The organism is Symmachiella dynata (assembly GCF_007747995.1).
In the GTDB taxonomy this organism is placed as follows: Bacteria; Planctomycetota; Planctomycetia; order Planctomycetales; family Planctomycetaceae; genus Symmachiella; species Symmachiella dynata.
This window is the reverse complement of record NZ_CP036276.1, coordinates 260,990-286,227: the sequence shown is the minus strand read 5'-3', so window position 1 is coordinate 286,227 and position 25,238 is coordinate 260,990. Positions and strand designations below refer to the sequence as shown.

At 54.9% G+C, this 25,238-nt stretch carries 22 protein-coding genes; 10 read left to right on the top strand and 12 right to left on the bottom strand.

Annotated features, from left to right (window positions below):
* Positions 1–22: 22 nt before the first annotated feature.
* From Mal52_RS01050 to Mal52_RS01000, 11 genes are all read right to left on the bottom strand, one after another.
* Complete coding sequence (locus Mal52_RS01050) at positions 23–1,825, bottom strand: hypothetical protein (protein WP_145373760.1); 1,803 nt, start codon at positions 1,823–1,825, stop codon at positions 23–25.
* A gap of 75 nt (positions 1,826–1,900) precedes the next feature.
* Positions 1,901–2,749, bottom strand: a complete 849-nt coding sequence (gene kdsA / locus Mal52_RS01045; protein WP_145373759.1) for a 3-deoxy-8-phosphooctulonate synthase — start codon at positions 2,747–2,749, stop codon at positions 1,901–1,903.
* Between the two features lie 28 nt (positions 2,750–2,777).
* Positions 2,778–3,692, bottom strand: a complete 915-nt coding sequence (locus Mal52_RS01040) for a diacylglycerol/lipid kinase family protein (protein WP_145373758.1) — start codon at positions 3,690–3,692, stop codon at positions 2,778–2,780.
* A 136-nt stretch (positions 3,693–3,828) separates the two neighbouring features.
* Positions 3,829–5,013: an enolase C-terminal domain-like protein gene (locus Mal52_RS01035; protein WP_145373757.1), complete on the bottom strand. Its 1,185-nt coding sequence runs from the start codon at positions 5,011–5,013 to the stop codon at positions 3,829–3,831.
* A gap of 31 nt (positions 5,014–5,044) precedes the next feature.
* Positions 5,045–6,199 (bottom strand): prenyltransferase/squalene oxidase repeat-containing protein, encoded by a 1,155-nt coding sequence (locus Mal52_RS01030; protein ID WP_231962028.1) that lies wholly within the window; start codon positions 6,197–6,199, stop codon positions 5,045–5,047.
* Positions 6,200–6,259: 60 nt separating this feature from the next.
* Positions 6,260–6,547, bottom strand: coding sequence for a co-chaperone GroES (locus tag Mal52_RS01025; protein ID WP_145373755.1), 288 nt, complete (start codon positions 6,545–6,547; stop codon positions 6,260–6,262).
* A gap of 259 nt (positions 6,548–6,806) precedes the next feature.
* Entirely contained in the window at positions 6,807–7,034 is a 228-nt protein-coding gene (locus tag Mal52_RS01020; RefSeq protein ID WP_145373754.1) for a hypothetical protein, read from the bottom strand.
* A gap of 91 nt (positions 7,035–7,125) precedes the next feature.
* Positions 7,126–8,103 (bottom strand): M28 family peptidase, encoded by a 978-nt coding sequence (locus Mal52_RS01015; RefSeq protein WP_231962493.1) that lies wholly within the window; start codon positions 8,101–8,103, stop codon positions 7,126–7,128.
* 292 nt (positions 8,104–8,395) lie between these two features.
* Positions 8,396–9,487, bottom strand: a complete 1,092-nt coding sequence (locus Mal52_RS01010) for a succinylglutamate desuccinylase/aspartoacylase family protein (RefSeq protein WP_145373753.1) — start codon at positions 9,485–9,487, stop codon at positions 8,396–8,398.
* A 22-nt stretch (positions 9,488–9,509) separates the two neighbouring features.
* Positions 9,510–10,742 carry a RimK family alpha-L-glutamate ligase gene (locus Mal52_RS01005; protein ID WP_145373752.1) on the bottom strand — a complete coding sequence of 411 codons (1,233 nt, stop codon included), beginning with the start codon at positions 10,740–10,742 and terminating at the stop codon, positions 9,510–9,512.
* Positions 10,742–11,263, bottom strand: coding sequence for an ATP-dependent zinc protease family protein (locus tag Mal52_RS01000; RefSeq protein ID WP_145373751.1), 522 nt, complete (start codon positions 11,261–11,263; stop codon positions 10,742–10,744). The genes Mal52_RS01005 and Mal52_RS01000 overlap by 1 nt, the downstream gene beginning before the upstream one ends.
* 658 nt (positions 11,264–11,921) lie before the next feature.
* On the opposite strand from Mal52_RS01000, the gene corA reads away from it, so the two are divergent.
* From corA to Mal52_RS00955, 9 genes are all read left to right on the top strand, one after another.
* Positions 11,922–13,001 carry a magnesium/cobalt transporter CorA gene (corA, locus tag Mal52_RS00995; protein ID WP_145373750.1) on the top strand — a complete coding sequence of 360 codons (1,080 nt, stop codon included), beginning with the start codon at positions 11,922–11,924 and terminating at the stop codon, positions 12,999–13,001.
* A gap of 134 nt (positions 13,002–13,135) precedes the next feature.
* Positions 13,136–14,146: a signal peptide peptidase SppA gene (gene sppA / locus Mal52_RS00990; protein ID WP_197534581.1), complete on the top strand. Its 1,011-nt coding sequence runs from the start codon at positions 13,136–13,138 to the stop codon at positions 14,144–14,146.
* A gap of 145 nt (positions 14,147–14,291) precedes the next feature.
* Positions 14,292–15,008: a pyridoxine 5'-phosphate synthase gene (locus tag Mal52_RS00985; protein WP_145373748.1), complete on the top strand. Its 717-nt coding sequence runs from the start codon at positions 14,292–14,294 to the stop codon at positions 15,006–15,008.
* A gap of 541 nt (positions 15,009–15,549) precedes the next feature.
* Positions 15,550–16,782, top strand: coding sequence for an outer membrane beta-barrel protein (locus Mal52_RS00980; RefSeq protein ID WP_197533621.1), 1,233 nt, complete (start codon positions 15,550–15,552; stop codon positions 16,780–16,782).
* Between the two features lie 934 nt (positions 16,783–17,716).
* A complete protein-coding gene (locus Mal52_RS00975; protein ID WP_145380493.1) occupies positions 17,717–19,057 on the top strand; it encodes an ammonium transporter in 1,341 nt (446 codons plus the stop codon).
* Positions 19,058–19,293: 236 nt separating this feature from the next.
* A complete protein-coding gene (locus tag Mal52_RS00970; protein ID WP_145373747.1) occupies positions 19,294–19,632 on the top strand; it encodes a P-II family nitrogen regulator in 339 nt (112 codons plus the stop codon).
* A 602-nt stretch (positions 19,633–20,234) separates the two neighbouring features.
* Entirely contained in the window at positions 20,235–21,647 is a 1,413-nt protein-coding gene (glnA, locus tag Mal52_RS00965; RefSeq protein WP_145373746.1) for a type I glutamate--ammonia ligase, read from the top strand.
* A 180-nt stretch (positions 21,648–21,827) separates the two neighbouring features.
* Entirely contained in the window at positions 21,828–22,871 is a 1,044-nt protein-coding gene (gene purM, locus Mal52_RS00960; RefSeq protein WP_145373745.1) for a phosphoribosylformylglycinamidine cyclo-ligase, read from the top strand.
* Positions 22,872–22,933: 62 nt separating this feature from the next.
* Positions 22,934–23,758, top strand: coding sequence for an ABC transporter permease (locus tag Mal52_RS00955; RefSeq protein WP_145373744.1), 825 nt, complete (start codon positions 22,934–22,936; stop codon positions 23,756–23,758).
* 52 nt (positions 23,759–23,810) lie between these two features.
* Here Mal52_RS00955 and Mal52_RS00950 read toward each other — a convergent pair whose 3' ends face one another.
* Positions 23,811–24,212 carry a hypothetical protein gene (locus tag Mal52_RS00950; RefSeq protein ID WP_145373743.1) on the bottom strand — a complete coding sequence of 134 codons (402 nt, stop codon included), beginning with the start codon at positions 24,210–24,212 and terminating at the stop codon, positions 23,811–23,813.
* 550 nt (positions 24,213–24,762) lie between these two features.
* Here Mal52_RS00950 and moaC point away from each other — a divergent pair.
* Positions 24,763–25,236 carry a cyclic pyranopterin monophosphate synthase MoaC gene (moaC, locus tag Mal52_RS00945; protein ID WP_145380492.1) on the top strand — a complete coding sequence of 158 codons (474 nt, stop codon included), beginning with the start codon at positions 24,763–24,765 and terminating at the stop codon, positions 25,234–25,236.
* Positions 25,237–25,238 lie beyond the last annotated feature (2 nt).

The following is a 25,238-nucleotide window of genomic DNA, read 5'->3' as shown; positions in this document are numbered from 1 at the left end:
TGCTTATCGACGGTCCCCACGGTTATTTCTCGGAATCAACAGCGGCCTCTGCGCGTTGTTTCCAAAGTCGGCTTTGGACTTGGTGGCCATCATACGCTGGATCGGACTTTGGTGTGGCAGCCAGGGTCTCAGCCGCGGCGGCGTAGTCTCCTTCGGCGGCCTGTCCCAGGGCAATCCCGTATCGGCTTGCGGTCGTCCAACTCCCCGCAGGATAGCTCTTTAAATACAGCTCAAATGTATTCTTCGAGGCGGGGATTTTATCCAATTCAAACTGGCAAAGCCCCACCCAATAGGCGGCGTCGTTTGCGGCACTGCGATATTGGCGAATTTTGTTTGCGTGGTACTGCGCCAAACCCTTTAACATTGCCTCTTTTTCAGCCTTAGGCCGATTCTCAAAATCTGCGAACCGTTTCGTATTTTCCATTTTCCGAATCTTTTCCGCCTGTTCTCCCTCATCAAAACCGATTCCTTCGTCTTGTTGTGGAAACAGTTGGGGGACCACCTCACCTTTTTGCAGTTTTTGAAAGTCGCGATTTGTCTTGCCGATTTGGACGTACAACTTGATCGCCCCCTGATAATCCCCCATCAGTTGCCGCAAACGAGCAGCGAATTGACTGGCGGACGTGACCCCATCTTGGCGAGAGAAATCGTCCCCTTCCTCCTGCCAACCCGCTTTCCACGAATCTTTGACAGTCCGTAAAGCATCTTGCTGCGAAAGTGACATCGAGGCGTGGCCGGCCAATTGGCTTTCGGGATAATCCCACACGGAAACCGACTCGCGATCCCACAGATCCCCACCCGCTTGGACAACTCGGCTGACAAGCCCCGGCTGATCGGCATCATCCTGCAGGCCGTCGTACAACCGAACGCGATCATTCCCGATGAATGCCTTTTCTAATGCTCGCATCCGTAGCGCCCAATAGGCCGAATCACCGATCAACATCACGCGTGCCGTTTTTAGCTGTTCCGCTGTGAGGGGATAGGGACGATCGTCGCTGACGGAAAGGGCGGATAGCAACTCAGGCTGGGCGAGCACTTCGCTCAATGTGGCGGTGCTGTTTCCATCGGCAGAAGGAATCGCCAGTCCCAGTCGCGGATCGTACAAATAGACCTTGCCATCCAACATCACACCCACGAGAAACGGTTGCGTCGCTGCATCGTCTCCATCCGCTGGCGCCAGCAGCACGCTATCGATATCCAATTGCCGTAACAACGAACCAAATGCCCAGGCGCGATCGGCGGCGGTCGCATGGCCGGCCATCCAGATTTCTTGGAGCGTGAGCGGCAAGTCGCTGGGGTGGCGATCTGCCAACGACAAATTGCGGACCACAAATTTGAACAGGGCATTGGCTTGCTCAAGTTCCGTCTCGCCACTGCCGGAGGCAACATAGGCCAGATCCCGCGACAACAATGCATCCCACATGTGGAGCCCATCGCGCGTTGAGAATTCCTGACCGGAGGCAAAGTTTCGTTCTGCTTCGGAGAGCAATCCGCTCCAGGAATTGCTCGCGGCCTCTGTGATTTCACCCATTTCTTCCGTGGAAAGCACAAAGGCCTGATTGATCAACGAGATGGCCGATTCGGGATCGGTGCTGATTCCTAAACTCTCAACATCCAATTGCGAAACGGCGCTAAACAGCAATTCGTTGGTGACTTCGTTTTCACCGCCACCGTTCGTTGCCGCCGTATTCGATCCCGGCGTAGCCTGCTTGCCTCCGCCGCAGCCAAGCACACACAAACCGGCCAGAAACAGTGCGACAACGTGAAATGAGCAGCGGGTAGCATGCACCGTTTTTTCTCCGGAAACGACGTCGTAATCAACCATTGAAGTGACCATACATTGAGAATGACAGATAAAGAGACAACGATCAATAAAGAACACCCACGCCACATCGAGGGGTTATGATTTGAGCGGCGGATTGGCCGTGATGACCTCACGAATGCGCAATAGCGGGCTGAGAAATTGGGAGACCTCACTCAGTGGAACCATGTTCGGACCATCGCTGAGCGCCCGATCAGGATCGGGATGTGTTTCGAAAAAGAGACCATCACAGCCGGCAGCTACGGCTGCGCGGGCCAGGGGTGGAACCATTTCCCGTTGTCCACCCGTCGTGCTGCCTCCCGGCAATTGCACGCTGTGCGTCGCATCATAAATCACCGGCGTTCCCAGCGATTGCATAATCGGAACCGACCGCATGTCGTTCACCAACCGGCCATAGCCAAACGTCGTTCCCCGCTCGGTCAGCATGATACGCCCATTGCCGGCCGCTTCACATTTCTTAACGGCGTGAACCATGTCCTCGGGAGCAACGAATTGGGGTTTCTTGATATTCACCACGCCGCCGTGTCGCGCGGTGGCTTGTGCCGCAGCGACGACCAAGTCGGTTTGCCGCGCTAAAAATGCGGGGATTTGTAGAATCGTGCAGACTTCCGCAGCCGGCTCCGCCTGTTCGGCCGTATGGATGTCAGTCGTGACGGGCAGTCCGGTTGCTGCGGCAATCCGGGCCAAGATCGCCAAGCCTTTCTCCAGACCAGGCCCGCGGAAACTATCGAGACTCGTGCGGTTGGCTTTGTCAAAGCTTGCCTTGAAGACCAACGGAATATTCAGTTCCGCGGCAATTTCCGCCAAACGGACAGCGATCGCTAAGGTCGATTCTTCCGACTCAATCACGCAAGGACCGGCGATGAACACCAACGGATTGTCTCCGCCGCAGCTGAAGTTGCCAATGCTGACCGGATTCTCCGGCATGGATCGTTCCTGTTTCGAATCAATAAGTTTATGTCGTGACTTTTACCCTGCTCGCGGGGGCAACGAATTGAGCCGCCGCAGGCAAGACGCGGATATCCACCGGGGTCGTGCCGGCTGGATCACCGTCGATTTGTACGGGGACCGCGCCATCGGATTCTACATGAATCCGCGATGCCCGTAGTCTGCGTATGTCCACCAACGACTCATGTGTGCCTCGCATCACCTTATAAAAGTACCGCAACATTTGGAACGTTGAGCCTCGCTCAAATAATAACACCTCCAGCAGGCCATCGTCGTCACGAGCCGACTGAGCGGGTTGGATTCCTAAGGCATACGCATTGATGTTAACAACCATGACCAGTTTTGCCGTATACGTTTGCGGATCGTCGTCGAGTCGGATTCGCAAATCGGGATATTGGTAACTACGCAAAGAATCCCAAATTGGTTTGAGATAACTTGCCCTCCGGACGTGCCCCGTGCGAATTGCGTCCAGCCGATGCACCACTTCCGCGTCGAAACCGATGCTGGCCATCAAAGAAAAACGCCGATCGCCCACGCTGGCTAGGTCCACGGTTCGCACATGGCCGGCTGCAATAATCTCCCCCACGGAGCGTCCGCAACGGGGGATTCCCAGGTAGCGGGCCAGCAAATTCTCGGTCCCCAAGGGCAAAATCGAGATCGGACACCCTGGATATCGATGCAGAACGTCGCCGACCGTCCCATCCCCACCCGCCGCAACTATGCACCGCAAACGGCTTTTTAACTCCGGGTTTGTCAAAACATGGCTGAGGCGGTCACGGTTTTTGAACAACAGTGGTCGCAGCCCCTGTTCGCGCAATGAGTCAACAAGCAGGCCGACCTGTTCGCGCTGGGCGCCGGACCCCGCTTTGGGATTTGCCTGAATCGCCACCCACTCAGCGGCCGGTTTGCGTGTTTGTGGCATGGAACGATTCGTTTAGGGGGGGGGAAGGAACGACGCAATCGATGTTTTCCCACCCAGCGATGCCGGGTTGTGATGGGGAAAACGATAGGAATCGGCTGCCCAAAATCGGTACTTCTCGGCCGGGCAGATTTCCTTTTCACCCTATTGGACGATGTTCCTCGCGCAATGTCACGCGCTCTACGGCTGCACGGTCAATATTCACGCCCAATCCTGCCCCGATGAGCGCCGGGGCGCGGCCTCCGCTTTTGAATGTCAGGTCTTCGACCGTCAGCCGTTCCTTGACGAGATGCCGGTCGTAACTCCCTTCGACCCAACGAATACCGCCAATCGATGCCGCAAAATGCCGTCCGGCAGCGGAGAGGATTCCGGTTTCTCCCACTTGGCATCCCAATTGATACCCCAGCCCCGCGTTGTGGGCCAACGCCGCTAATTTTATAGAGTTGATATAACCGCCACACTTGGAGAGGCGCAGGTTGAATAGATCGCAGGTGCCCCGTTCGATGGCACGGTGTCCGTCGTCTAAGCCGCACAGCGATTCGTCCAACATGATCGGCACATCGAGCCGTGGGCGGATCGCAGCCAGACCGTCGACGGCGGCGTGCGGCACCGGTTGTTCGACGCTGCTAATGCCATGCGGCAACAATGGGCTTAGTTTGTCCTCGAGGTTGTCACACGTCCAGGCTTCGTTGGCATCGATGCGTAGATCACGGTCCGGTCCAAACACGCGCCGCATCAAAGCCACGGCAGCCGGGTCGTTGGCTCCGTCCATGCCGACTTTTAATTTGATGTCGGGAAAACCGTAGAGACGCATGGCGGCCGCCCGAATTGTTTTTTTGATGCCACCCATCGCGGTGATCACGCCGCTATAGCGGACCTCGTCGCGTGCTTCGCGGATCGGCATCGATTCGGGGACCAGCGTAGTGACTTTCGACAACGGAGTCTCCGTCGCGCGGCCGACTGCGTCGAGAATGCTCAACTCCACCGCGCAGCGAACTGAATGGCCAAAACAATCGCGCTGCCCGCCGTCAGGGCTGCCGGCCAATTTGATCCGCTGGCAGAGTGAAACTACGTCGGCGAGGCTGTCGAAATCATCCGCGAGTTGCGTCCGCCAGTCGGTCTCCGAGAATTGGCCCAGGGCGGTTTCGATTGTTTCGCCGGTGACATAGGGACGCGGTAGCCCTTCGCCCCAGCCGAGGCTGCCGTCATCGAGACGGCAACTGACGACCAGCGTGTCGTTTTCACGACGAACATGCGAAGCGTGTTCGATCTTCTTTTTCAGCGGAATGCGAACGTGACGGGCGATCAATTCAACAATGCGCATGGCGAAAATCGGTCCCGTGCTCTGCAACCGCCTATTTGACCGGTTGAGGCTGACAATAGCTCAAGGCCAACAGCGAATAAGCGGTCGCCAGATTCGGGTCCCCTTCGTACCACCGCGGCGTGGTGTTCAACCAGCTCCCGTTCTCGAGTTGCCGTTGCATCAATATCTCGGCCAACTCCTTGCGCCAATCGTGCTTGCCGCCCTCCTTGTCTTCCAGCATCTGCAGATCCAAAGTGTCCAGCGTCTTGGCGAACGTGTGGTAGTAATAAAACACGCCCATTTGTTTCATGCCGGGGTTTTCGGACACCGTATAGTGGTCCGTAATCCATTGCAGCGCGGCTTTGACGCGCTTGTCTTCCGCATCCAGTCCGGCGTACACCATGCTCTTGAGTCCGGCGTAGGTCATGCTGCCATAGGAACGCAATCCGCCATTGGGCTCAACACCCGCCTGCGAAGTTCCGCCGGCGGCAATTGTGTAATAAAAGCCGCCGTCATTGATCTTTGACGCAAACTTCGTCGTGTTGTATTGCGATTCCAGATTCTGGCACCGCGAAACAAACAGCAATGCGTTTTGGATATTGGGATCATCTTCGCCGGCGCCGGTCGCTTTTAACGCTTCCATAAAAAACTGCGTGTTCGATAGGTCCGGCCGTTCGTGGCTGCCGTACCCAGCGCCACCATAGCTATCGTCCGACTTTGTTAAGCCTTCGTCTTCGTCCCACTGCAAGCCACGCAAAAATTTCGCAGCTCCGGCCAACGTCTTGTCATAGCGACCATCGGCATTGGCGGCGTCAAATGCTAATACGCAGATGCTGGTTTCATAGTTGCGGTGGTTCGACTGATCGAAATAGATTCCGCCATCCTTTTGGATGAAACCTTCCAAATTTTTCAGTGCCTTGGCGACCATCGGGTCATCGACCGGCACGTCGCTGCGCAGTAGTGACGTCGTGACCAAGGCAGTTATGCCTGTGGCCATCGGCGAGGTCCAACTGCCATCGTCGGCCTGACTGGCGCGGAGGAATTTCGTGGCCTGTGCGCGTGATTTTTTGAGTGCGTCGAGTTGAGGGCCGACCATTTTGACGGCGGGACCCTCCTCGGCGGCGGCAGCGGTTGCCATTGTGACAAATGGAACCAACAGAACAGCGCCGGCGACTAAAACGGCTGAAACGTATGTGTTGAGCTTCACAATCGGCCTCATTTCTTAACTGAGCGACTTAACAGCGAAAATCATATCCGACGAACGCGATTAGGAAATCACGGCCAGGATGTCTGATTCATTCATGATCAATAGCTCTTGCCCGTCGACGGAGACTTCCGTCCCGGCATAGCTGGAAAACATTACACGGTCGCCTTCGCTGACCTGCGGGTCGGCGCGGCTACCATCTTTCAAGAGAACTCCGTCTCCCACACTGAGAATGCGGCCCTCCGCCGGTTTCTGTTGCGCACTATCCGGCAAGACGATCCCACCGCTGGTGATCGCTTCGGCATCCAACCGTTTGACAACCACCTTGTCTCCCAAGGGAACAACCTTCATACGAATATTTCTCCTCGAACGAACTCTTTAAAGTTCGCGGCTATGAGTAACTCGGCTCTGCGTCGATTTCAGTCGTTGATTCCGAGCCACGTGTATATGTTTAACTGTAATGGTCCAATCGCCTCAAGGCTAGCCCCTACCTGAGTTGAGTCAGCGAAATACCGTCACCCCAACCGAACCGACAAGCCGGGAATCGCCGCAACCGCATATCATGAAAACTGTTGCGAATCACGTCCCAATCGACGAATTCCAGCGGTTTCTAATCCCACTGGACGGGATGAATCACTCCCATCGCCAACAATCCTCCCAGGACGATGCCAAAAATCAACAGTCCCCGCAATACCCAGGCTCCCCCCGAATCGCCAAAACGACGGACCAAGCGTTGCCCTTTGGGAGTCTGCTCCAAGAACCAGCGATGGTGATATAAGCCGGCAGCGCAACTCAACACGATCGCCGTTCCCATAAAAATCTGGTCGTTCGGGGGCATCGTTAGTTATTGGTCGTTACGTTTGAGAATTTGGATGCGACGCCGAATGATCGCGACAGTTCCTGCGGGACCCGCATCTGTAATTCGATCGCTATTTTGCCGGCGGTTGGGCAACCGGGTAGGTCCGCAGCCAATGTAACAAGACTTTGGCAACCTTGGCCAGGCTCTTGCCGGAGCAGGAGTTGGGTACGTCTCGCGTGGTATGCCAATATGGGTAATCGAAATCGATGATGTCGCACGTCGGGATTTTAGCGATTTCGTTCAGTGGCAGGTGATCGTCGCGAACCTCGTGTTTGGCGCGGGGCACAAATTCGTCGACCCCCACCTGCTCGGCTGACTTCCAGATGCTTTTTGTCACATCGGGGGCATATTTGAGGCTGTTTTTTTCCATATAAATCCGCAGATTCCGATCGGCCACCATGTCGACCAAGACCCCTGCTGTATAACGCTGTTCGGTGGGATGGTCGCGATAGTTTTCGGCAAAGTGCGTTGAGCCCAGAAAGTATTCACCGCGATTTCCATAGACCAGTTCCTCGCCATCAAAAATCACGAAATCGACACCGCATGTTGCGGGGAGATTTTTCATGTGGTGTGCCAATTCCATGAACAACGCCACTCCACTGGCACCGTCGTTTGCACCCAAAAATACTCCTTGCTGACGTTGATTGGCATCACGATCACGATCCGGCAGTGGGCGGGTGTCGTAATGACAACACAGGAGCAACCGCTCTTTGACCTCTGGATTCCAGGAGATGATGATGTTGTTCATCCGCACGGGATTACCGGTCAGCGGATGACGAACATCAAACGGCTGATACTTCACCTCGCAATCGAATGCGGCAAAATGCTTGCCGATCAACTGCTGTTGCCGCATCATGCCCCGCGAGCCACTGATTCGAGGACCGATGCGGCAGATTTGCGCGAGATACCCAAAGGCCCGTTTCGCATCCGGACGCGCCTCCTCCGCTGCGCAGACAGTTACGCAGAATGTTCCGACCAGAATCGCCGCAATCATTCCGGCTGCAATCCTTGTCGCTCGGTAGCGACAATTCCAATGAGGACGATTCATGAGTACCTAAGGTTCCTAGAAGTTGTTTCAAAACCCTCTGACGCGTCCCACTGACGTTGTTTCGTAAATTTCCGGAACAAGCGCAACTCGGTTTTAAAACTCGTTCTTGTCAAATGGGTATCGGCGGCGCTCTTCTCAAATGTAGATGCCAATTCGCCGAACGGCAAGCGAGGACACCCCACAGCTGTTAGGCGACTCGCACAGGTCAGGGTTTGATCATTGTACGCGAACAACCAACGTAACCGCTCAGTGATGAGTCGTTTTTTGTGATTTTCCCCTCTGCTGCGCCCGGTCAGCCCTTTTTCATGGGTTTTCCCGGCTCAACGATGAGAAGGTTGGTAGAAAGTTCTTCGACGACTTGTCCTTCCAAGCCATCTTCCTCACGGCGCATGCGACGCAATTTCGATGGTTTTGTCCCTTTGGGGAGCTTACCGAGATTACAGACCGGCTCACCCGGGCTGGTGGCGGGCAAAGTGGTCATGCCGATGACCACGGAGTCGAACGGTGCATGAAGCATACTGCGACCGCGGCCCAGCAGTGTTGTGTTCGTTGCCAACGGTTGGCCTTCGGCAATGATGTCGCCCGGCTTGACGTGAAACTGCAGAAAGCCACCATGCTCGGCCCGGATCCATTTCGATTTCTCGACAATCACTTGGTAATCGGGACTGACCGGCTCGACGTCGACCATTTCCAAATTGTGCAATACGTTTTTGATGCCCCGCACGGCGGACTCGACGATGCCCGGTTCGACCTTCCAGACCTCGCCCCCTTCCATAATGATGGAAGGACAACCGGCCAGACAAGCTTCGCGGCGAAACGCTCCTGGTGGTCCTACGCCATTCATAATGATTTCCGAACCAAACGCCACGGCAAGCCGCCGCACTTCGGGATCGGACAAATCACCCCGCACGTTGGGATAGTTGGTGCGGCGAACGGAGGCGGTATGCAGGTCGATTCCGTAGTCGCACCGGGAGACGATTTCCTCAAAAATCGTCCGCGCCATCCGCCCGGCGAGGCTGCCCGATTCGCTGCCGGGAAAGGAACGATTCAAGTCACGGCGGTCGGGAAGATACCGGGAATGCCGGTCGAAGGCGAGCAAGTTCAGCACCGGCACGAAAATCATCGAGCCGCGAATCAGTTCGAAATCGGGGTCCTGAACCAATTGCCGAACCGCCCCAGTGCCATTGATTTCGTCGCCATGCAGCGCCGCAGTGACAAACACCACCGGACCGTCTTGTTTGGCGCGGCGAATGTGAATCGGAATCCGGACGGACATGCTGCTGTAGCTTTCACTGACAGTCAGCTTGACGTCGCGGGAGGCACCGAGGGGAATGGACTCACCGTTCCACTTGTCAATTGGTTTTCGAACACGGTCTTTCTTCATAGCGACATTCGTCTTTTTCTGCCTACGTAGAGGTTTCGGCTCCATCTGCATCGCCCTGCACTTCTTCGGCGACCGGAAGTTCCGGCAACACGCGCACCTTCTGCCGACGTTTACGGTTTGTCTTGCGTGGAATGAGGTCGCGCATCAATTCCAACTTACCAAAGCACAACAACCGGTCACCCGCTTCTAAACAACGATCGGAGCGCGGGTTGGGGATGACGGTCGTGCCCCGATGCAGCGTGAGTACGTTGATGTCCTTGTCGCGCAGTCCCGATTCGCTCACGGTTTTTCCAATGTATTCCGACCCTTCGGGAACATGAATTTCAGTCACGCCATATCCGCGGCTGACTGTCAGTCGCTGCCGCAGGTCGATCTCGGGAAAATCAACCTGGGCGGCGATGTAATCAATGATGGCTCCGGCGATATCCAATTGTGTGCAGCGTTCAATGCCCTCTAAGCCGGGGGACGAATTGACCTCCATGATCTGCGGTCCACGCTTCCCTTCCAGCATATCGACGCCGGCGACGCGGAGCCCCAAGATCTGAGCGGCCCGCACAGCGGTTTCGCAATAGGTCTCATCAAGTACCACCGCTTCGGTGACTCCGCCACGATGGACATTACTGCGAAATTCCTGCCCTTGCGCGACGCGGCGCATCGCAGCGACAACTCGGTCGCCCACAACAAACGCGCGGATGTCGCGGCCTTTGCTTTCGGCGACGAACTTTTGCACCAACACATTTTGTCGTTGGCTTTGCAGCAATTCGATAATCGCTTCGGCCGACTTGACGGTTTCAGCCAGCAGCACGCCGATTCCCTGTGTTCCCTCCAACAGTTTGATGACCACCGGCGCACCGCCGATTCGTTCAATGGCGGGCAGCACGTCTTTCTTGTCACGCACAAACGTGGTTTGCGGCATACCGATATGATGCCGACTCAAGATCTGCATGCTGCGTAATTTGTCGCGGGAGTTGGAAATCCCAGCGGATGAATTCGCGCTGAAGATGTCCATCTGTTCGAATTGCCGAACAACCGCCGTGCCGAAATAAGTAATCGATGCACCGATCCGCGGCAAGACAGCGTCGTAATGCGAAAGCTGTTTTTGCCGAAAATAGAGGTCGGGGTCCCCTTCGGCCAAGTCAATGGCGAATTTGGTGGTGTTGAGAACTTTGACTTTATGTCCGCGTTGCTCAGCGGCCTCACGTAAACGCCGCGTGCTGTAGCATTTCAAATTACAGGAAAGGATCCCGAGTTTCATTATGGCTCCGATGTCGTGTGGTTCACAGCCGGCTGCTGTTTCGAATTCGGTTTCGGTTTCGGTTTCTTTTTTCGTTTAGGCTGACCGCCGAAGAAGGAGTTCCCCGCATCCACCAGGAATCGTCGTCGAAATGCTTCACGCCCCAACAACATACGGAACCCCATTTCGTCGCGATTGGCAAGCGTCAATTCCACTGGCCAACGGATGCCCAGCAATTCCACCTGCGTGACAATCACCGGCCGCAATTGGGTCGCCCCACTGGAACTCCGCACGGTGCGATATTCGAGAATCTCCGCGGATGCTTCGATCGTCCGTTTTGCCGTGCGCTGTAGAGGATGAATTTTGAAACGGACCCATTTCACACCCTCTTTTTCAAATTCGTGCAAATCAAACGCATGCAAGGAAGACGACCGCGCGCCCGTGTCGACTTTGGCCTTGATCTTTTTGATGCCCAAATCCGGTAGCCCGACCCATTCGCGCCAACCAATGACGCGAAGTTCGGGTTTTGACTGTTTCGCCATACTGACTACCTTGCCAAAATCCAGGTATTGGTTTTGATCGTCCCGCTTTTAGAGGAAACGGTAGAAGGGGGGGGAAATGCCTAATTCGTTGATCACAAGTGCGTATTGGAATTGGGTGCTACTCGCATTGTCCGTGCAACTTCATATCGATTCGGCGGTTGCCAAAACAGAGGCAATGCCAGCGGTGCCCGCGTTACTAATAGTTGACGATGTCCTCAGCGGACCAGAACAGAAAGAATGCGGGGCATGCAACGGTCCATACAGACAAATTCGAACAACACAACCATTGCCGAGGGAAACCGAAATGTGGCCATTTCCAGTCCATTCGTCGCAGGTTTCTCTCCGCTGTATTTTAACTAGCCTTGGCTTGTTTAGTCTCTTATGGTATTCGGTTTAGCCCGAATTAGCCATCGAATCATGGCATAAGAAAATCGGACCACCGAATCGTGCACCACACATGCTCCCCGGATTTGAAAAACCGACTGACGGTCATCCATGATGGCAGACCGATTGAGCCACACGGTCTTCCCACCGGCAACCATTCAAAGAATGACCCGTGCGCATCATGACTGGCATCTGGGCCCCATCAACCACTCAGTGCCCGGCCGATTGGGCGAGCAAGCGCCGCAGAACACAGCATTAGGAAGGTCAGTCGCCGATGAAACATCGACATCATAAAAAACCTAAGGCCAAACGGTTCAACCGCGGGTCGTTGCCAGGTGCGGCACCGGGGACAGTCATTACACAAACGCCCTGCACCAAACAATCCGTGAGCGTGATGGCCTTTGCCAACGGCGACCTCGTGGACGAAACGGTTGATTCATTGGATGGGCTGAAGGAACTGGCGGAAACCTATACCGTCACTTGGATCAATGTCGATGGACTCGCAAATGTCGAGGTGATCAATCGTATTGGCGAAATGTTCGGTTTGCACAAACTGGCTTTGGAAGATGTCGTCAATGTGCACCAGCGCGCCAAAGTTGAGGACTACGACGACCATCTGTTCATCGTGGCCCGCATGGTTCACCTGAGTGAAAAACTAAAGACCAAGCAGATTAGTATTTTCGTCGGCCCCAAGTTCGTGCTCACCTTTCAAGAGGATGAACCCAGCGATTGCCTCGACCCGGTCCGCGATCGCATTCGCAAAACAAGCGGTCGCCTCAGGTATGGTGGGACCGACTATTTGGCCTACGCGCTGCTGGACACGATCATCGACCACTATTTTCCCGTGGTCGAGTCCTACGGTGAACGGCTCGATGCGATGGACGACGCGTTGATGAACAGCGACGGGAGTACCTCGATCCATTCCATTCACACGCTGCGGAGCGAACTTCTGGAACTCCGCCGAGCGCTGCGCCCACATCGCGAAGCGGTCAACGCGCTGCTGCGTGACGGGCATTCGTTGATCAAGGATGAATCACGAGTCTACTTGCGCGATTGTTACGATCACACAATCCAACTGGGCGATGCCATCGACACCTACCGGGAAACCTGTTCCGACCTCCGTGACTTCCACCTAACGGCGATCAGTAACCGCACGAATGAAGTTATGAAGACGTTGACGATCATCGCCACCATTTTCATCCCGCTGGGCTTTATCGCCGGGTTTTATGGAATGAATTTTCCCAACATGCCAGCGCTAAATTCTCAATATGGCTATCCGATCGTGGTGGTGGGGATGGGATTGACCGTGGCAACCTTGTTGTTGTGGTTCCACCGCAAAGGTTGGTTCGACTGAGGTGCAATTTGCGCCGGTTTGTTATGATCACCCCGAATGCTGAACACAGCGTCGTCCTACTGCGCTGATTTTGCTTTCTCGTGATGGTTGAGACATTGAACACTCTGGATTCGGTTTAACGGAGCATGCCCCCTATGGCCAACGCTGAAACTCACCGCCCCCCCAAACGTCGCCGTTGGTTGCTCAGGCTCATTTTCATAGCGCTGCTCGTATCGATTGCGCTGAATTTTTATTTCTACGAGCGCTACAAGTCCTACTTCACCGACGGCAACGACCCGATCGAACACTTTCATTCCGGCAGCAAGGTCGCCACCGACAAAATTGCTGTGATCAAGGTGCAAGGGGTGATCATGGCCCCCAACACGCAGCGGATTTTGAGACGTATCCAGCAGGCCAAGGACGACAAGGATGTGAAAGCCGTACTCCTGTCGATCAACAGCCCAGGAGGCGCCGTTGCGGACAGCCATGAAATTTATCATCGCCTCGTCGAGTTACGAGAAACCAAACCGGTCGTGGCCCACATGAAGAGCATGGCGGCCTCGGGCGGCCTGTACGTCGCCATGGGGGCCGGAGAACAGGGTAAGATTTTTGCCGAGCCCACGACCTGGACCGGCTCGATTGGGGTGATCATTCCTCGCATGCAAATGATCGGCTTGGCGGAAAAAGTGGGCGTGGAATCAACACCGATCAAAACCGGCCCGTTTAAGGACGCGCTCAGCCCGTTTCGTGAATTGACTCCAGCTGAACAGACGGTTTGGAATAACATCATTGACCAGGCGTTCGACCGCTTCGTCAATGTGATTGCCGATAACCGCGTGGAACTCAATGTCAAGGAGGTCCGAAAACTGGCAACCGGCCAGGTCTATACCGCCGACGACGCTCTCAAGAACAAGCTGATTGATAAAATTGGTTACGAAGAAGCTGCACTGGACGAATTGCTGACCCGCATTGACCGCAAACCGGAGGACGTGCGGGTGATCACCTATGACAACCAAGAGACCTTGGTGGAAATTCTCTTAGGTTCGGCACAAGCCAGCCATCCCGACGCGCAGTGGCAATTCGCCATGGAATCAACCGTGCCGCGCCCGATGTATTGTTGCTCTTGGCTGTCCGGACTGACGAGTGGACCGTTCGGTCGCAATTAGGGTCGCGCAAGGAGAGTGGTTCGCCCCCACTGGAACTCTGGGAGAACCTCAGCCACAATACGCGTGTCAATCATGCAATCGCCGTGGAGCGAATCCTGCTCCACGTATTTCTTCTCCATACAGAAAATGGAACGAGAGTCCCGCTATGCCTGCCCTGGGTGTCAATATCGACCATGTTGCTACTGTCCGCCAAGCTCGCCGCACCATTGAACCCGATCCTGTGTGGGCGGCCGTTTTGGCCGAGTTGGGTGGCGCGGACGGCATCACGCTGCACCTGCGGGAAGACCGCCGGCACATTCAGGACCGTGACCTGCAGGTGATGCGGCAAACGGTGCAAGTCAAAATGAATCTGGAGATGGCGGCCGAAGAGGAGATGACCGCCATCGCCCTCAGTGTGAAACCGGATCAAGTGACGCTGGTTCCGGAAAAGCGGGAAGAGATCACCACCGAGGGGGGATTGGACGTTGTTGCTCATGCTGCAAAGATCAAAACGTGCGCCGAGCAACTCAAAGCAGCCGGTATTGAAGTCAGCCTGTTCATCGATCCGGATGAACGTCAGATTGAAACCGCGAAAACCCTACAGGTCGATGCGATAGAGCTGCACACTGGGCGTTATGCCGATGCAGCCAATGCGCGAGCTCGCGACCAAGAATTCGACCAACTCGTGACGGCTACCCACTTGGGAATTGATCACGAGTTGTTGGTGCACATGGGGCATGGATTGACGTATCGCAACGTCAGCCCGATTGCCGAGATCGACGGAGTGAGCGAACTCAACATCGGCCATAGCATTGTCGCCCGCGCATTGATGGTCGGATTCGAAGAAGCGGTCCGCGAAATGAAGTCGCTCGTCACGCTGTAATCGGGCGTCGCGAGCCGCTGGCAACGCACGATCGCAGCAAAGATCGGTGCCCGCCAACACGCTGCGTTCGCCGCATTTCCATCTTAGAATGCTTATCTCATTAGAAATTTTTGAGATTTTTTTTCGTTGACGGATTGCGCATCGTGCCCATCGAATAGGCGAAATCCGCGTGACCATCACACAGAACTGCGGTTTGCGCGATTCGTTCGCAGCAAAAATGGTTTTTGCTTGGAAACCGTTCAGTACATTGGGTAATTCACACAAGGATTTCGGCGCGCAGCGATTTTTCACGTATTAACGAAAATCCGGAGCGGGGTTCGTGGGTTGAGTCAATTGCAAGAATCATCCCGATAGCTGGAATATGCGAATCGCGCTACGCGCATCGCTTAGAACGAATTGACCACCCTTACTGAGCGGCAGGCAAGTAAGTTCGCGAAACAAAGACCACACGTCCTCATTGGGACGGAACGCGAATCCCTAGCCCGCTCTATTTCCTAACATGTCACTCCTCAAAGGGAGTGGTGCGTGCACGGAGGATCCGATGCCGGACATTCTGCAAAACATCTACGACGTTATGTCGCGTGGGAAAGCACTAGCTGCCACGCTTCTCATTGGCGGTATCGGATTCCTCGCCCCCCAAGGCGCCGATGCCGGTGAATTCGCAAACTACTATTACGGCCAAGGTGGCTGTGCTTGTGAAGCGCCCAGTTGTGACAACGGTTGCGACAATGGCTGTGGTGGTTGCGAAGAATCGAATGACCCCTGGAAACTCTTCTCCGAGCCCGTTGGCGGGTTCGATATTGGTGGATGGACCCAATGGGGTTACACCAGCGAATCAACCGGAATGTTCAACGACATCCCGGACCGATTCAACAACCACCAAAGCTGGATTTACGCTGAAAAAGTCGCCGACGGTTCCAACGGTTGGGACTGGGGTGCACGGGCCGACTTGATGTACGGTACCGATTCCTACGACACCCAAGCCTTCGGCAACAATCCCGGTCGGTGGGATTACGAGAATGGCTGGGACCACGGTATCTATGGTTGGGCGATGCCGCAGGCTTACGGTGAAATCGCCAATGGCGACTTGTCGGTGAAGTTTGGTCACTTTTTCACCTTGGTTGGTTATGAAGTCGTCCCCGCGACCGGGAACTTCTTCTTCAGCCATGCCTACACCATGTACAACAGTGAACCGTTCACTCACACCGGTGCGTTGGCGACCTACAAAGCCAGCGACGATGTGACCCTGTACGGTGGTTGGACGTTGGGATGGGACACCGGCTTCGATCAATTCGATGGCGGCAGCAGCTTCCTCGGTGGTGCCGCATTGGGACTGACCGACGATGCCACGTTGACCTACATCTTGACGGCCGGCAACATGGGCCAACGTGGTGATGGCTATTCGCACAGTATTGTGTTGGATGTGAACATCACCGAAAAGTGGAACTACGTTCTGCAAAGCGACTTGGTCTCGTTTGACACCGGTGCTGGACAAAATGACGAATACGGTATCAACCAATACCTGTTCTACACCATCAACGATCAAGTGAAACTTGGTTCGCGGGTGGAATGGTGGAGCTCGGACGCCGGATTCGATCACGGTGGACAATCCCCCGTCGCCGGTGGACAACACTCCTACTACGAAGCGACCTTCGGTGTGAACTACAAACCGATCGCCAACTTGATCGTCCGTCCGGAATACCGCCACGATTGGTTCCCGCACGGTGAGTACACGCAAGACATCTTCGGCATCGACGCAATCCTGACCTTCTAAGTCAGGTTGGCAACACGCCCAAGTTTGTCGACAATCTGAAAGCGTCTCCTCAAGCCACCCGCCGAGTTTTTCGGCGGGTGGCTGTTTTTGATATCTGAGAGCATGTTTTCAAACTGGGAAAGCGACGCTCTTTCCGAACCGTGATGAACCAAGACGCATGCCAAAACAATTGGACCGCTGCAGTTTTAAGCAGAATAAGCGGCTCAGCAGGAGCTTCGCCCTAGCGGGGCGTTGAAAAACGTAATTTGAAAACGTTTTCTGAGTCGTAACTGAGCCATTGCTTTAAAACAGAGGCCGCAGCCATCTGCCAGTTCATTCCGGGAATTGGCGGTTTGCGCGCTTTGAGAGCCTTGCACAGATTGCGTGCCGCTATATGGTCGAACCCGCTGCCTTCCTGCCCGATTCGCGCGCATGTTTCGATGGCATATGGTGCACCTCCCCAGAAAACCTATCAAAACCCGATGTATTTTGAGACATTTCTGCAGGCGCAATTGCTTTACTGGCAACGAATTGCAAGAAAACCACACAGAGAGCCTGCCTGTTAGGCACGGAAGTTGCAATTCCCTGCTGTCGGTGATTTCTGACTGCTGTGGAGATTCCGGGTTCTGACAGGATGTCGTTTCCGGTTTTGCTACTTCGGCCTAGATCGCCAAGACAATTCCGACGCATCGCGACGGAACAAGGTGGCTCATCCAATCAGCCGCCCTGCTCTATGGACTTCACCCCGGGGAGTCACGGTGTCGTCGAGTTCGATCCAATCTAACTCTTGCTACTGAATTCCTGCGTGGGGGAAGTGCGCCCCGATTTTATTCTGCGCTACCGATCCGTACCGTCCAATTTTGTTTTTTAGGAAAGAGGAACCTGTGACATGCGTACTGCAATAACCTTGGCAACCGCCATCTTTCTCTGTGTGGCGATCCCTGCTCGTCCACTCATGGCATTTCAGGATGATGCCGCTCCGGCAGAACCAGCCGCTGCTGCACCCGCTGAAGGCGAGGAAGCTCCTGCAGCTGAAGGGGAGGAAGCTCCCGCGGAAGAAGTCGTCGTCATTTCGAATGATGAACTGTCGTTTGCTGTCGACAATATCGTGCTGTTTTTGTCGGCCGTCTTGGTGATCTTGATGCAGCCTGGTTTCGCAATGGTCGAAGCTGGCTTCAATGCCAGTAAGAACACCGTCAATATTCTGTTTAAGAACTTGATGGACCTGTGCATCGGCTGTTTATTGTTTTACCTGGTTGGCTATGGATTGATGTATCCAGGCGATAGCGCAATCAACGGCTATTTTGGGTTTGCGGGAATCGGCGTTACCGAAGGCGCTGATCGCGTGACCGCAGCACCGGGTGCATTGGATCCTCAAGTTGACTTTCTGTTCCAAGTCGCCTTTGCTGCAACCGCTGCGACAATCGTCTCTGGTGCCGTTGCCGGTCGTATGAAGTTCTCTGCATATCTCGTGTACAGTGCCGTTTTGACAGGTTTGATTTATCCCATCAGCGGTATGTGGAAATGGGGCGGCGGATGGCTCGACGCCATGGGCTTTGCCGATTTCGCAGGCTCAATTGTCGTGCATGCAGTCGGTGGATTTGCTGGATTGGCCGGAGCAATCGTCTTGGGACCGCGGATTGGCCGCTACACGGCGGAAGGCAAGTCAGTCCCGATGCCGGGTCACAACTTGGCCATTGCAACATTGGGTGTGTTCATCCTGTGGGTGGGTTGGTTTGGATTTAACCCCGGTAGTCAATTGGCATTCACCGGTACCGACAACACGATGGCCACGATGCTGATTGCCCTCAATACCATGCTCGCAGCTGCTGCTGGTGGATTCGCCGCGATGATGCTCAGTTGGGTGATGTTCAAGAAGCCGGACCTGTCGATGGCCCTCAACGGTGTGTTAGCCGGTTTGGTCGGCATCACGGCTAACTGCGATCAGGTGACGAACCTCCAGAGCATCATCATTGGTGCTGTCGCCGGTGTGTTGGTCGTGATGGGAATCATCGCACTGGACAAACTGAAGATCGACGATCCAGTCGGTGCGTTTCCGGTGCACGGATTATGCGGAATTTGGGGTGGAGTCGCGACCGGTATTTTTGGAAATAGCGCTGACTTTGTCACGCAGGTCATCGGCTCGACTGTCATCCCCGCCTGGGCATTTTTAACGATGTTGCCCTTGTTCCTCGGCTTGAAAGCCATCGGCATGTTGCGTGTTGATGCTGATGAAGAGGTGGCAGGGTTGGACATGGTCGAACACGGCATGGCCGCTTATTCCGCCGATCACTAAGCGTTGGAATGCTTGGCGAAACCCTTTGGGAGAGTCACATTTTTGCTCACCCAAATCGGTGGGAGAGGACTCTCCAGCCAAGTATCCGATTGTGACCTTGAAATGGATTGGACGTGTCGCAGGACGCGGATCGGTGAGATGGGGCGCGATGGCAACGTCGCGTCCCCATCTCCACCGCTGGCCGGTCGGCACTTCCATTGCTGCATACCCACGAGAATTCAAACCACAGGCGAATCATGAAAAAAATCGAAGCCATTATTCGGCATTACAAGCTAGAAGACGTCAAAAACGCATTGAGCGCCATCGAAATCCACGGCATGACCGTTACGGAAGTCCGCGGATTTGGACGGCAACGTGGGCACAAGGAGATGTATCGCGGTGCAGAATACACCGTTGATTTCCTGCCCAAAGTCAAACTAGAAGTCGTCGTCGTCGACGATGATTGCACCAAAACGGTGGAGTCCATTCTGGAGAATGCTCGCACCGGAGAAATCGGGGACGGCAAAATTTTTGTCACCGACCTCTCCGAAATCGTACGGATTCGCACAGGCGAAGTCGGCGAAGAAGCCATTTAACCGCCATCCTCACCTTTGGGTTTCCCGGCTGCCGCCGGGAAGCCTGAGGCGGGGATTGGGCTGAGGTTGGGTGCCTTCGGTTTCATTCCGTCAGTTGCCTGGTTATGATGGGCGACTTCGCTGGGACAGGCGAGCTGACGAGAGATTCTGTTGTGTTGTGGCAGACCCGCGCTGGTGATGGTGCGGCCCGAGACACTCCTGTTTCGTACGGCAAGTAGCAATTGGCACGCTGGTTGCACTCTTGCTGAGGCTGCAGCTAAAGCTTACAAAATCTGCGGTAAATCTGGGGGGACCCCAGCAGGGCCGCCGAATTTGCATGCATTTCCTGCGCAAAAACCGCGCATCTTTGTTGTGTTCCGACCGACACCTTTTCGGTTTTTTTAATCACTGCGAATTCGCGGTCATTTTCAAAATCGCCGTGAATCACCGGCGAAATGATCGCGACTTGGCAGTGGATTGATTGTGGCCAACGGAGGGCGGCGTACTGTGTGCCCTGGTGACTCTTTACGAATCGTGATTACGATCTGTAAAGAGTTGCGATCTGCGTCCCTGGATATTTTTGGATAACAAACTGGAAGAAACACTGAAGGAGAACCAAAGCGATGACCCCCAAAGAGTTCTTTGAATTTGCTAAAGAGCACGGCGCGGAAATGGTGGACCTGAAATTCACCGACTTGCTGGGCACTTGGCAGCACTGCTCTTATCCCGTCGACACCTGGAGTGAAGGCACGTTTGAAGACGGCGTGGGCTTTGACGGCTCATCGATTCGTGGCTGGAAGGCCATTAATCAATCCGACATGCTGGCCATCCCCGATGCCGCAACGGCCAAGCTGGACCCGTTTTTTGCCCGGCCGACGGTGAGCGTCATCGCAAACATTGTCGATCCGATCACCAGAGAAGAATACGCCCGCGATCCGCGGAGCATCGCTCGCAAAGGGATTGACTACCTGAAGCAAACCGGGATCGCCGATACCTGTTTTGTCGGCCCGGAACCGGAATTCTTCATCTTCGACGAAGTCCGTTACGATCAAGCACAAAACCACGGCTTCTATGAAATCGACTCGGTCGAAGGCGCTTGGAATACTTCGCGGATCGAAGAACCGAACTTGGGGTACAAGCCGAGTTATAAAGGCGGGTATTTCCCGGTCAGCCCGACCGACAGCTATCACGACCTGCGTGGCGAGATGGTGTATGCGATGCGGGATTTGGGCATTGTCGTCGAAGCCCATCACCACGAAGTGGGAACCGGCGGTCAATGTGAAATCGACATGGAATTCTGCGATCTGCTGAAAATGGCGGACCAGTTCATGTGGTTTAAATACATCATCCGCAACGTTGCCAAAAACCATGGCAAGACAGTGACGTTCATGCCCAAACCGGTCTTCGACGACAATGGCTCGGGTATGCATACCCACATGTCGTTGTGGAAAGACGGGCAATCACTGATGGCGGGCGACGGTTACGCCGGCTTGAGCGAAACGGCCTTGCACGCGATCGGCGGCTTGCTGAAACATGGCCGGGCTGTTCTGGCCTTTGCCGCTCCGACGACCAACTCCTACAAGCGGTTGGTGCCGGGCTTCGAGGCTCCGGTGACGTTGGCGATGTCGCAGCGGAACCGCTCAGCAGCTGTGCGGATTCCGATGTATTCCTCCAACCCGAAGGCCAAGCGGTTGGAATTCCGCTGTCCTGACCCGACGGCCAACGGATACATCATGTATACCGCTATGATGATGGCGCTGATCGACGGAATCCAAAACAAGATCGATCCGGGCGATCCGCTCGATCGGGACATCTATGGAATGACACCGGAAGAGTTGGCCGAAACCAACACGACCCCGGCATCGCTCGAAGAGGCGCTCAACGCGTTGGAAGCGGACAGCGAATTCCTGACCAAAGGGGATGTCTTCACCGAAGATCTGATCGAAACCTGGATCAGCTACAAGCGGGAGAACGAAATCGACGAATTCCGCTTGCGTCCTCACCCGCACGAGTTCGCCCTCTACTACGATAGTTGATCACTGTTCGTGAGCGATCACGAATACGAATCACGATCAGCACAAACTCCCGCCCGGACGAACGTCCGGTGCGGGAGTTTTTTTATCGATGGGCGGAAGGTCGCCGGGTAGTTGGCTGTTTGCTATTATGCGGCAATTCCCTGTTTTCGTCCGCCATTCCCCTAGCGTGGATCGCCAATTATGGCCGCAGCGACTTATAAAGATGCCGGTGTTGACCTGGAGTTGTACCAGCAAGCCATGGCCCGTTTGCCAAAAATGATGCAACGGACGCGGACGCCGCGGGTGCTGGATTTGCCGGGGGGATTCGCCGGGCTGTTTGGGCTGAATCGTCCCGGGCAACCGTACGAAGACCCGGTGTTGGTCTCCGGAACGGACGGTGTGGGGACCAAAATCAAAGTCGCTATTCAGGCGAAAAAATACGATACGATCGGCATCGACCTAGTTGCGATGTGCGTGAATGATTGCCTCTGCCTGGGAGCGGAGCCGCTGTTTTTCCTGGATTATCTCGCACTCGGTAAAGACGAACCCGAATTGATTGCTGAGTTGGTCTCCGGGGTGAGCGACGCGTGTGTGGAAACAGGCTCGGCGCTGCTGGGGGGCGAAACGGCCATTATGCCCGACCTGTATGCCGCCGGCGATTTCGACATGGCGGGGTTTTCGGTGGGGGTTGTCGAACGAAACCGCACGATTGACGGGCAGAGAATTCAGCCGGGCGACGTGATTCTTGGACTTGACTCCAGTGGGTTTCACTCGAACGGCTACAGCTTGATCCGCAAGGTCGTCTTCGAGGGAGCCAGCTTGTCGATCGACGACACGATCCCCGAATTGGGATCAACTGTCGCCGAGGTGTTGTTGAAACCGACTCGGCTGTATGTCTCGGCCATTCAGGCGGTTTTGAAACAATCGCTCGTGGTGCATGGCATGGCGCATAACACCGGCGGTGGGTTGCAGGAGAACGTGGCCCGCATTCTTCCCGAGGGTTGCCGGGCGGAGATAGACCGTGGCAGCTGGCAACCGTTGCCGGAATTCGCTTGGCTGCAACAATTGGGAACTATTGACCGGGACGAAATGTTTCGCGTGTTCAATATGGGAATCGGCTATGTCGTGATCGCCCCGCCGGAAAACGTCGCTGTGATTCAGCAGGCGCTGACCGGGCAAGATGTGGGTAACCAGGTGATTGGCAAGATCATCGCCGGTGAACCGGGTGTGGACTACACGAACTGAGTGGCGGCGTGATTCAGTAGGCCGTCTCAACGGCGGCATTGAGGTTGAGGAAAGACAGCGACATGGCGACACCGCATTACTATCGAGTGCTCCGAATTTTTGCCCGGAATTCGCTCGTGCGCGAGATGCAATTTCGCGGCAATTTTCTCATCACCGTGGTTTCCAACGCGCTGTGGTTTTCTGCTCAATTGATTCTGTTCAACATCATTTATGGCAATGTCAAAGAGATCAACGGTTGGAGTCGCTACGAGTTTTTTGCCTTCATGGCGACCGGAATGATGATCAACAAGCTGATTGAGTCGATCTTTATGCCCAACTGCGCGAACTTTAGCGAGCTGATCCGCACAGGCAATTTGGATTTTGCGCTGCTCAAACCAATTGATACGCAGTTTTTGATTTCGTTTGAAAAGCTCGATTTGGCGCGGTTGACGGACTTGGTATTCGCGTTGTCACTATTGGGCTATTCGTTGGCACAATTGGACGCCTTTTCGCGGATCACCGTGATACAGGTGGTGATGTACCTGCTGTTGATCGGACTGGGTGTGACGTTTTTCTATAGCCTGATGATCACCCTAGCCAGCACGAGCATTTGGTTTGGCCGCAATCAGGGGCTGTATGACTTTTGGTTTTACGTCACGATCTTCGCGAGGTATCCCCGCAGCATTTACGATGGCAGTTCGGGATTCGGCTTGGCGCTGCAGAGCGTCTTCTCGTATCTGCTGCCGATCCTGCTGGTGGTCACGGTTCCCGCGCACGTGATTCTGGACAAAACACTCAACCCGTCCTGGCTGACAGCCGTGTTGGTTTTGTCCACGATACTGGGACTGTTCGTCTCGCGGGCGGTCTTCCACCGCGCATTAATGAGCTACCGCAGCGCCAGCAGTTAAACTGGCGCCTGGGGAACAGCTACGGCGCGGGACGCAGAAGGACGAGCGTTTTTTAGAAATTCTCGTCTTCGTCATCATCGATTTCGATGAATTCCGAGTCGTCAAATTCATCGGCCTCGAATTCGCCGGTGCTCATTTCGAATTCGCTGCTGGCTTCGTCCACTTCGCTGGAGAGATCAAATTCACCCGTCATGGCGGTGACGGGGATATCTTCGCTGATCGGCTCCACTTTAGCAGGCTTGGCGGCACCGCGCTGACGTCCGTGAAAGACAAAGATGCCCACCGGCATTAACGCCAAGGCTGACGAGGCGAGCAATGTCAAACCTACGACGGTCATCATCATCCCGCTGGCTTGTCCGGTGTAATTGAGAAAGGCAATCACCATCAGAGCCGCCACGACGAAGGCCGGAATTGCGGCAACGAGCGAGACTCCCACTAAGGTCATTTTGTTCACGGCTATACCTATCTTCCAAATTCACCTGGGCTGTTAATCAGACCAGGGAGTGCGTGTGGGACTATTGGGGTCCGGTCGGGTGACAATTCTATGATGCGCCATCCCCACCGGGGGGCAAACAACTTCTTTTATCTATCTTAAACCCCCGGATTACCCGATGCAAGAATTGAATCCGTAACTGGGTCAGTAAATAGTTGATCGGGTTTCCCCGGCATCGCGGCGGGCGATTCGGTGTTGCCTCCCGACAATACTCATAACCATCAAAACCGGAGGATGTCCAAGCTTCCGATGCTTGCCTGCAGGTTGCTGGGGTGCTGCAGAGTCATTTCTCGCCACTTTCTTTGTCAGACGGCGTTAATGCATGAGGTTGCGTACGGTTCTGTCGGGGGAAGGAAGGAAAAACCAGGTGATGTGGCGCCACGGGATAGCTGGGGCATCACCGGGTTGCAAGTCGATTCCCACGCCGCTATTTTCGATACATTCGCAAACTAGCGGCGCAGAATCGGCAGTGGACGATTACGGTGATTGGCTCCGGCAAACGGGTGTGGTGATGGCCGAATTGACGCATTTTAACGAGGACGGCGCCAGTCGCATGGTGGACGTCAGCGAAAAACCGGTCACAGCACGGATGGCCCGCGCAGCGGGGACGGTACGGATGCAGACTGCGACACGGCAACTAATTGTCGATCGCAAATTGTCCAAAGGGGACGTATTGGAAGTCGCCCGTTTGGCGGGAATTATGGCGGCCAAAAAGACGGCGGATTTGATTCCGCTCTGCCATCCGCTTGGATTGGATGCGGTGGAAGTGGAATTCGAAACTCCCGGCGATGATGTTGTACGAATTATCGCGGTCGCACGCGTTCAAGGCCGGACCGGTGTGGAGATGGAAGCGATGACGGCGGTCAGTGTGGCGGCGCTGACGATTTATGATATGTGTAAAGCGGTCGATCGGGGAATGACGATCGGCGAGATTGAATTGCTCGAAAAAGCGGGCGGAAAAAGCGGGCATTACCTGCGAGAATGAAT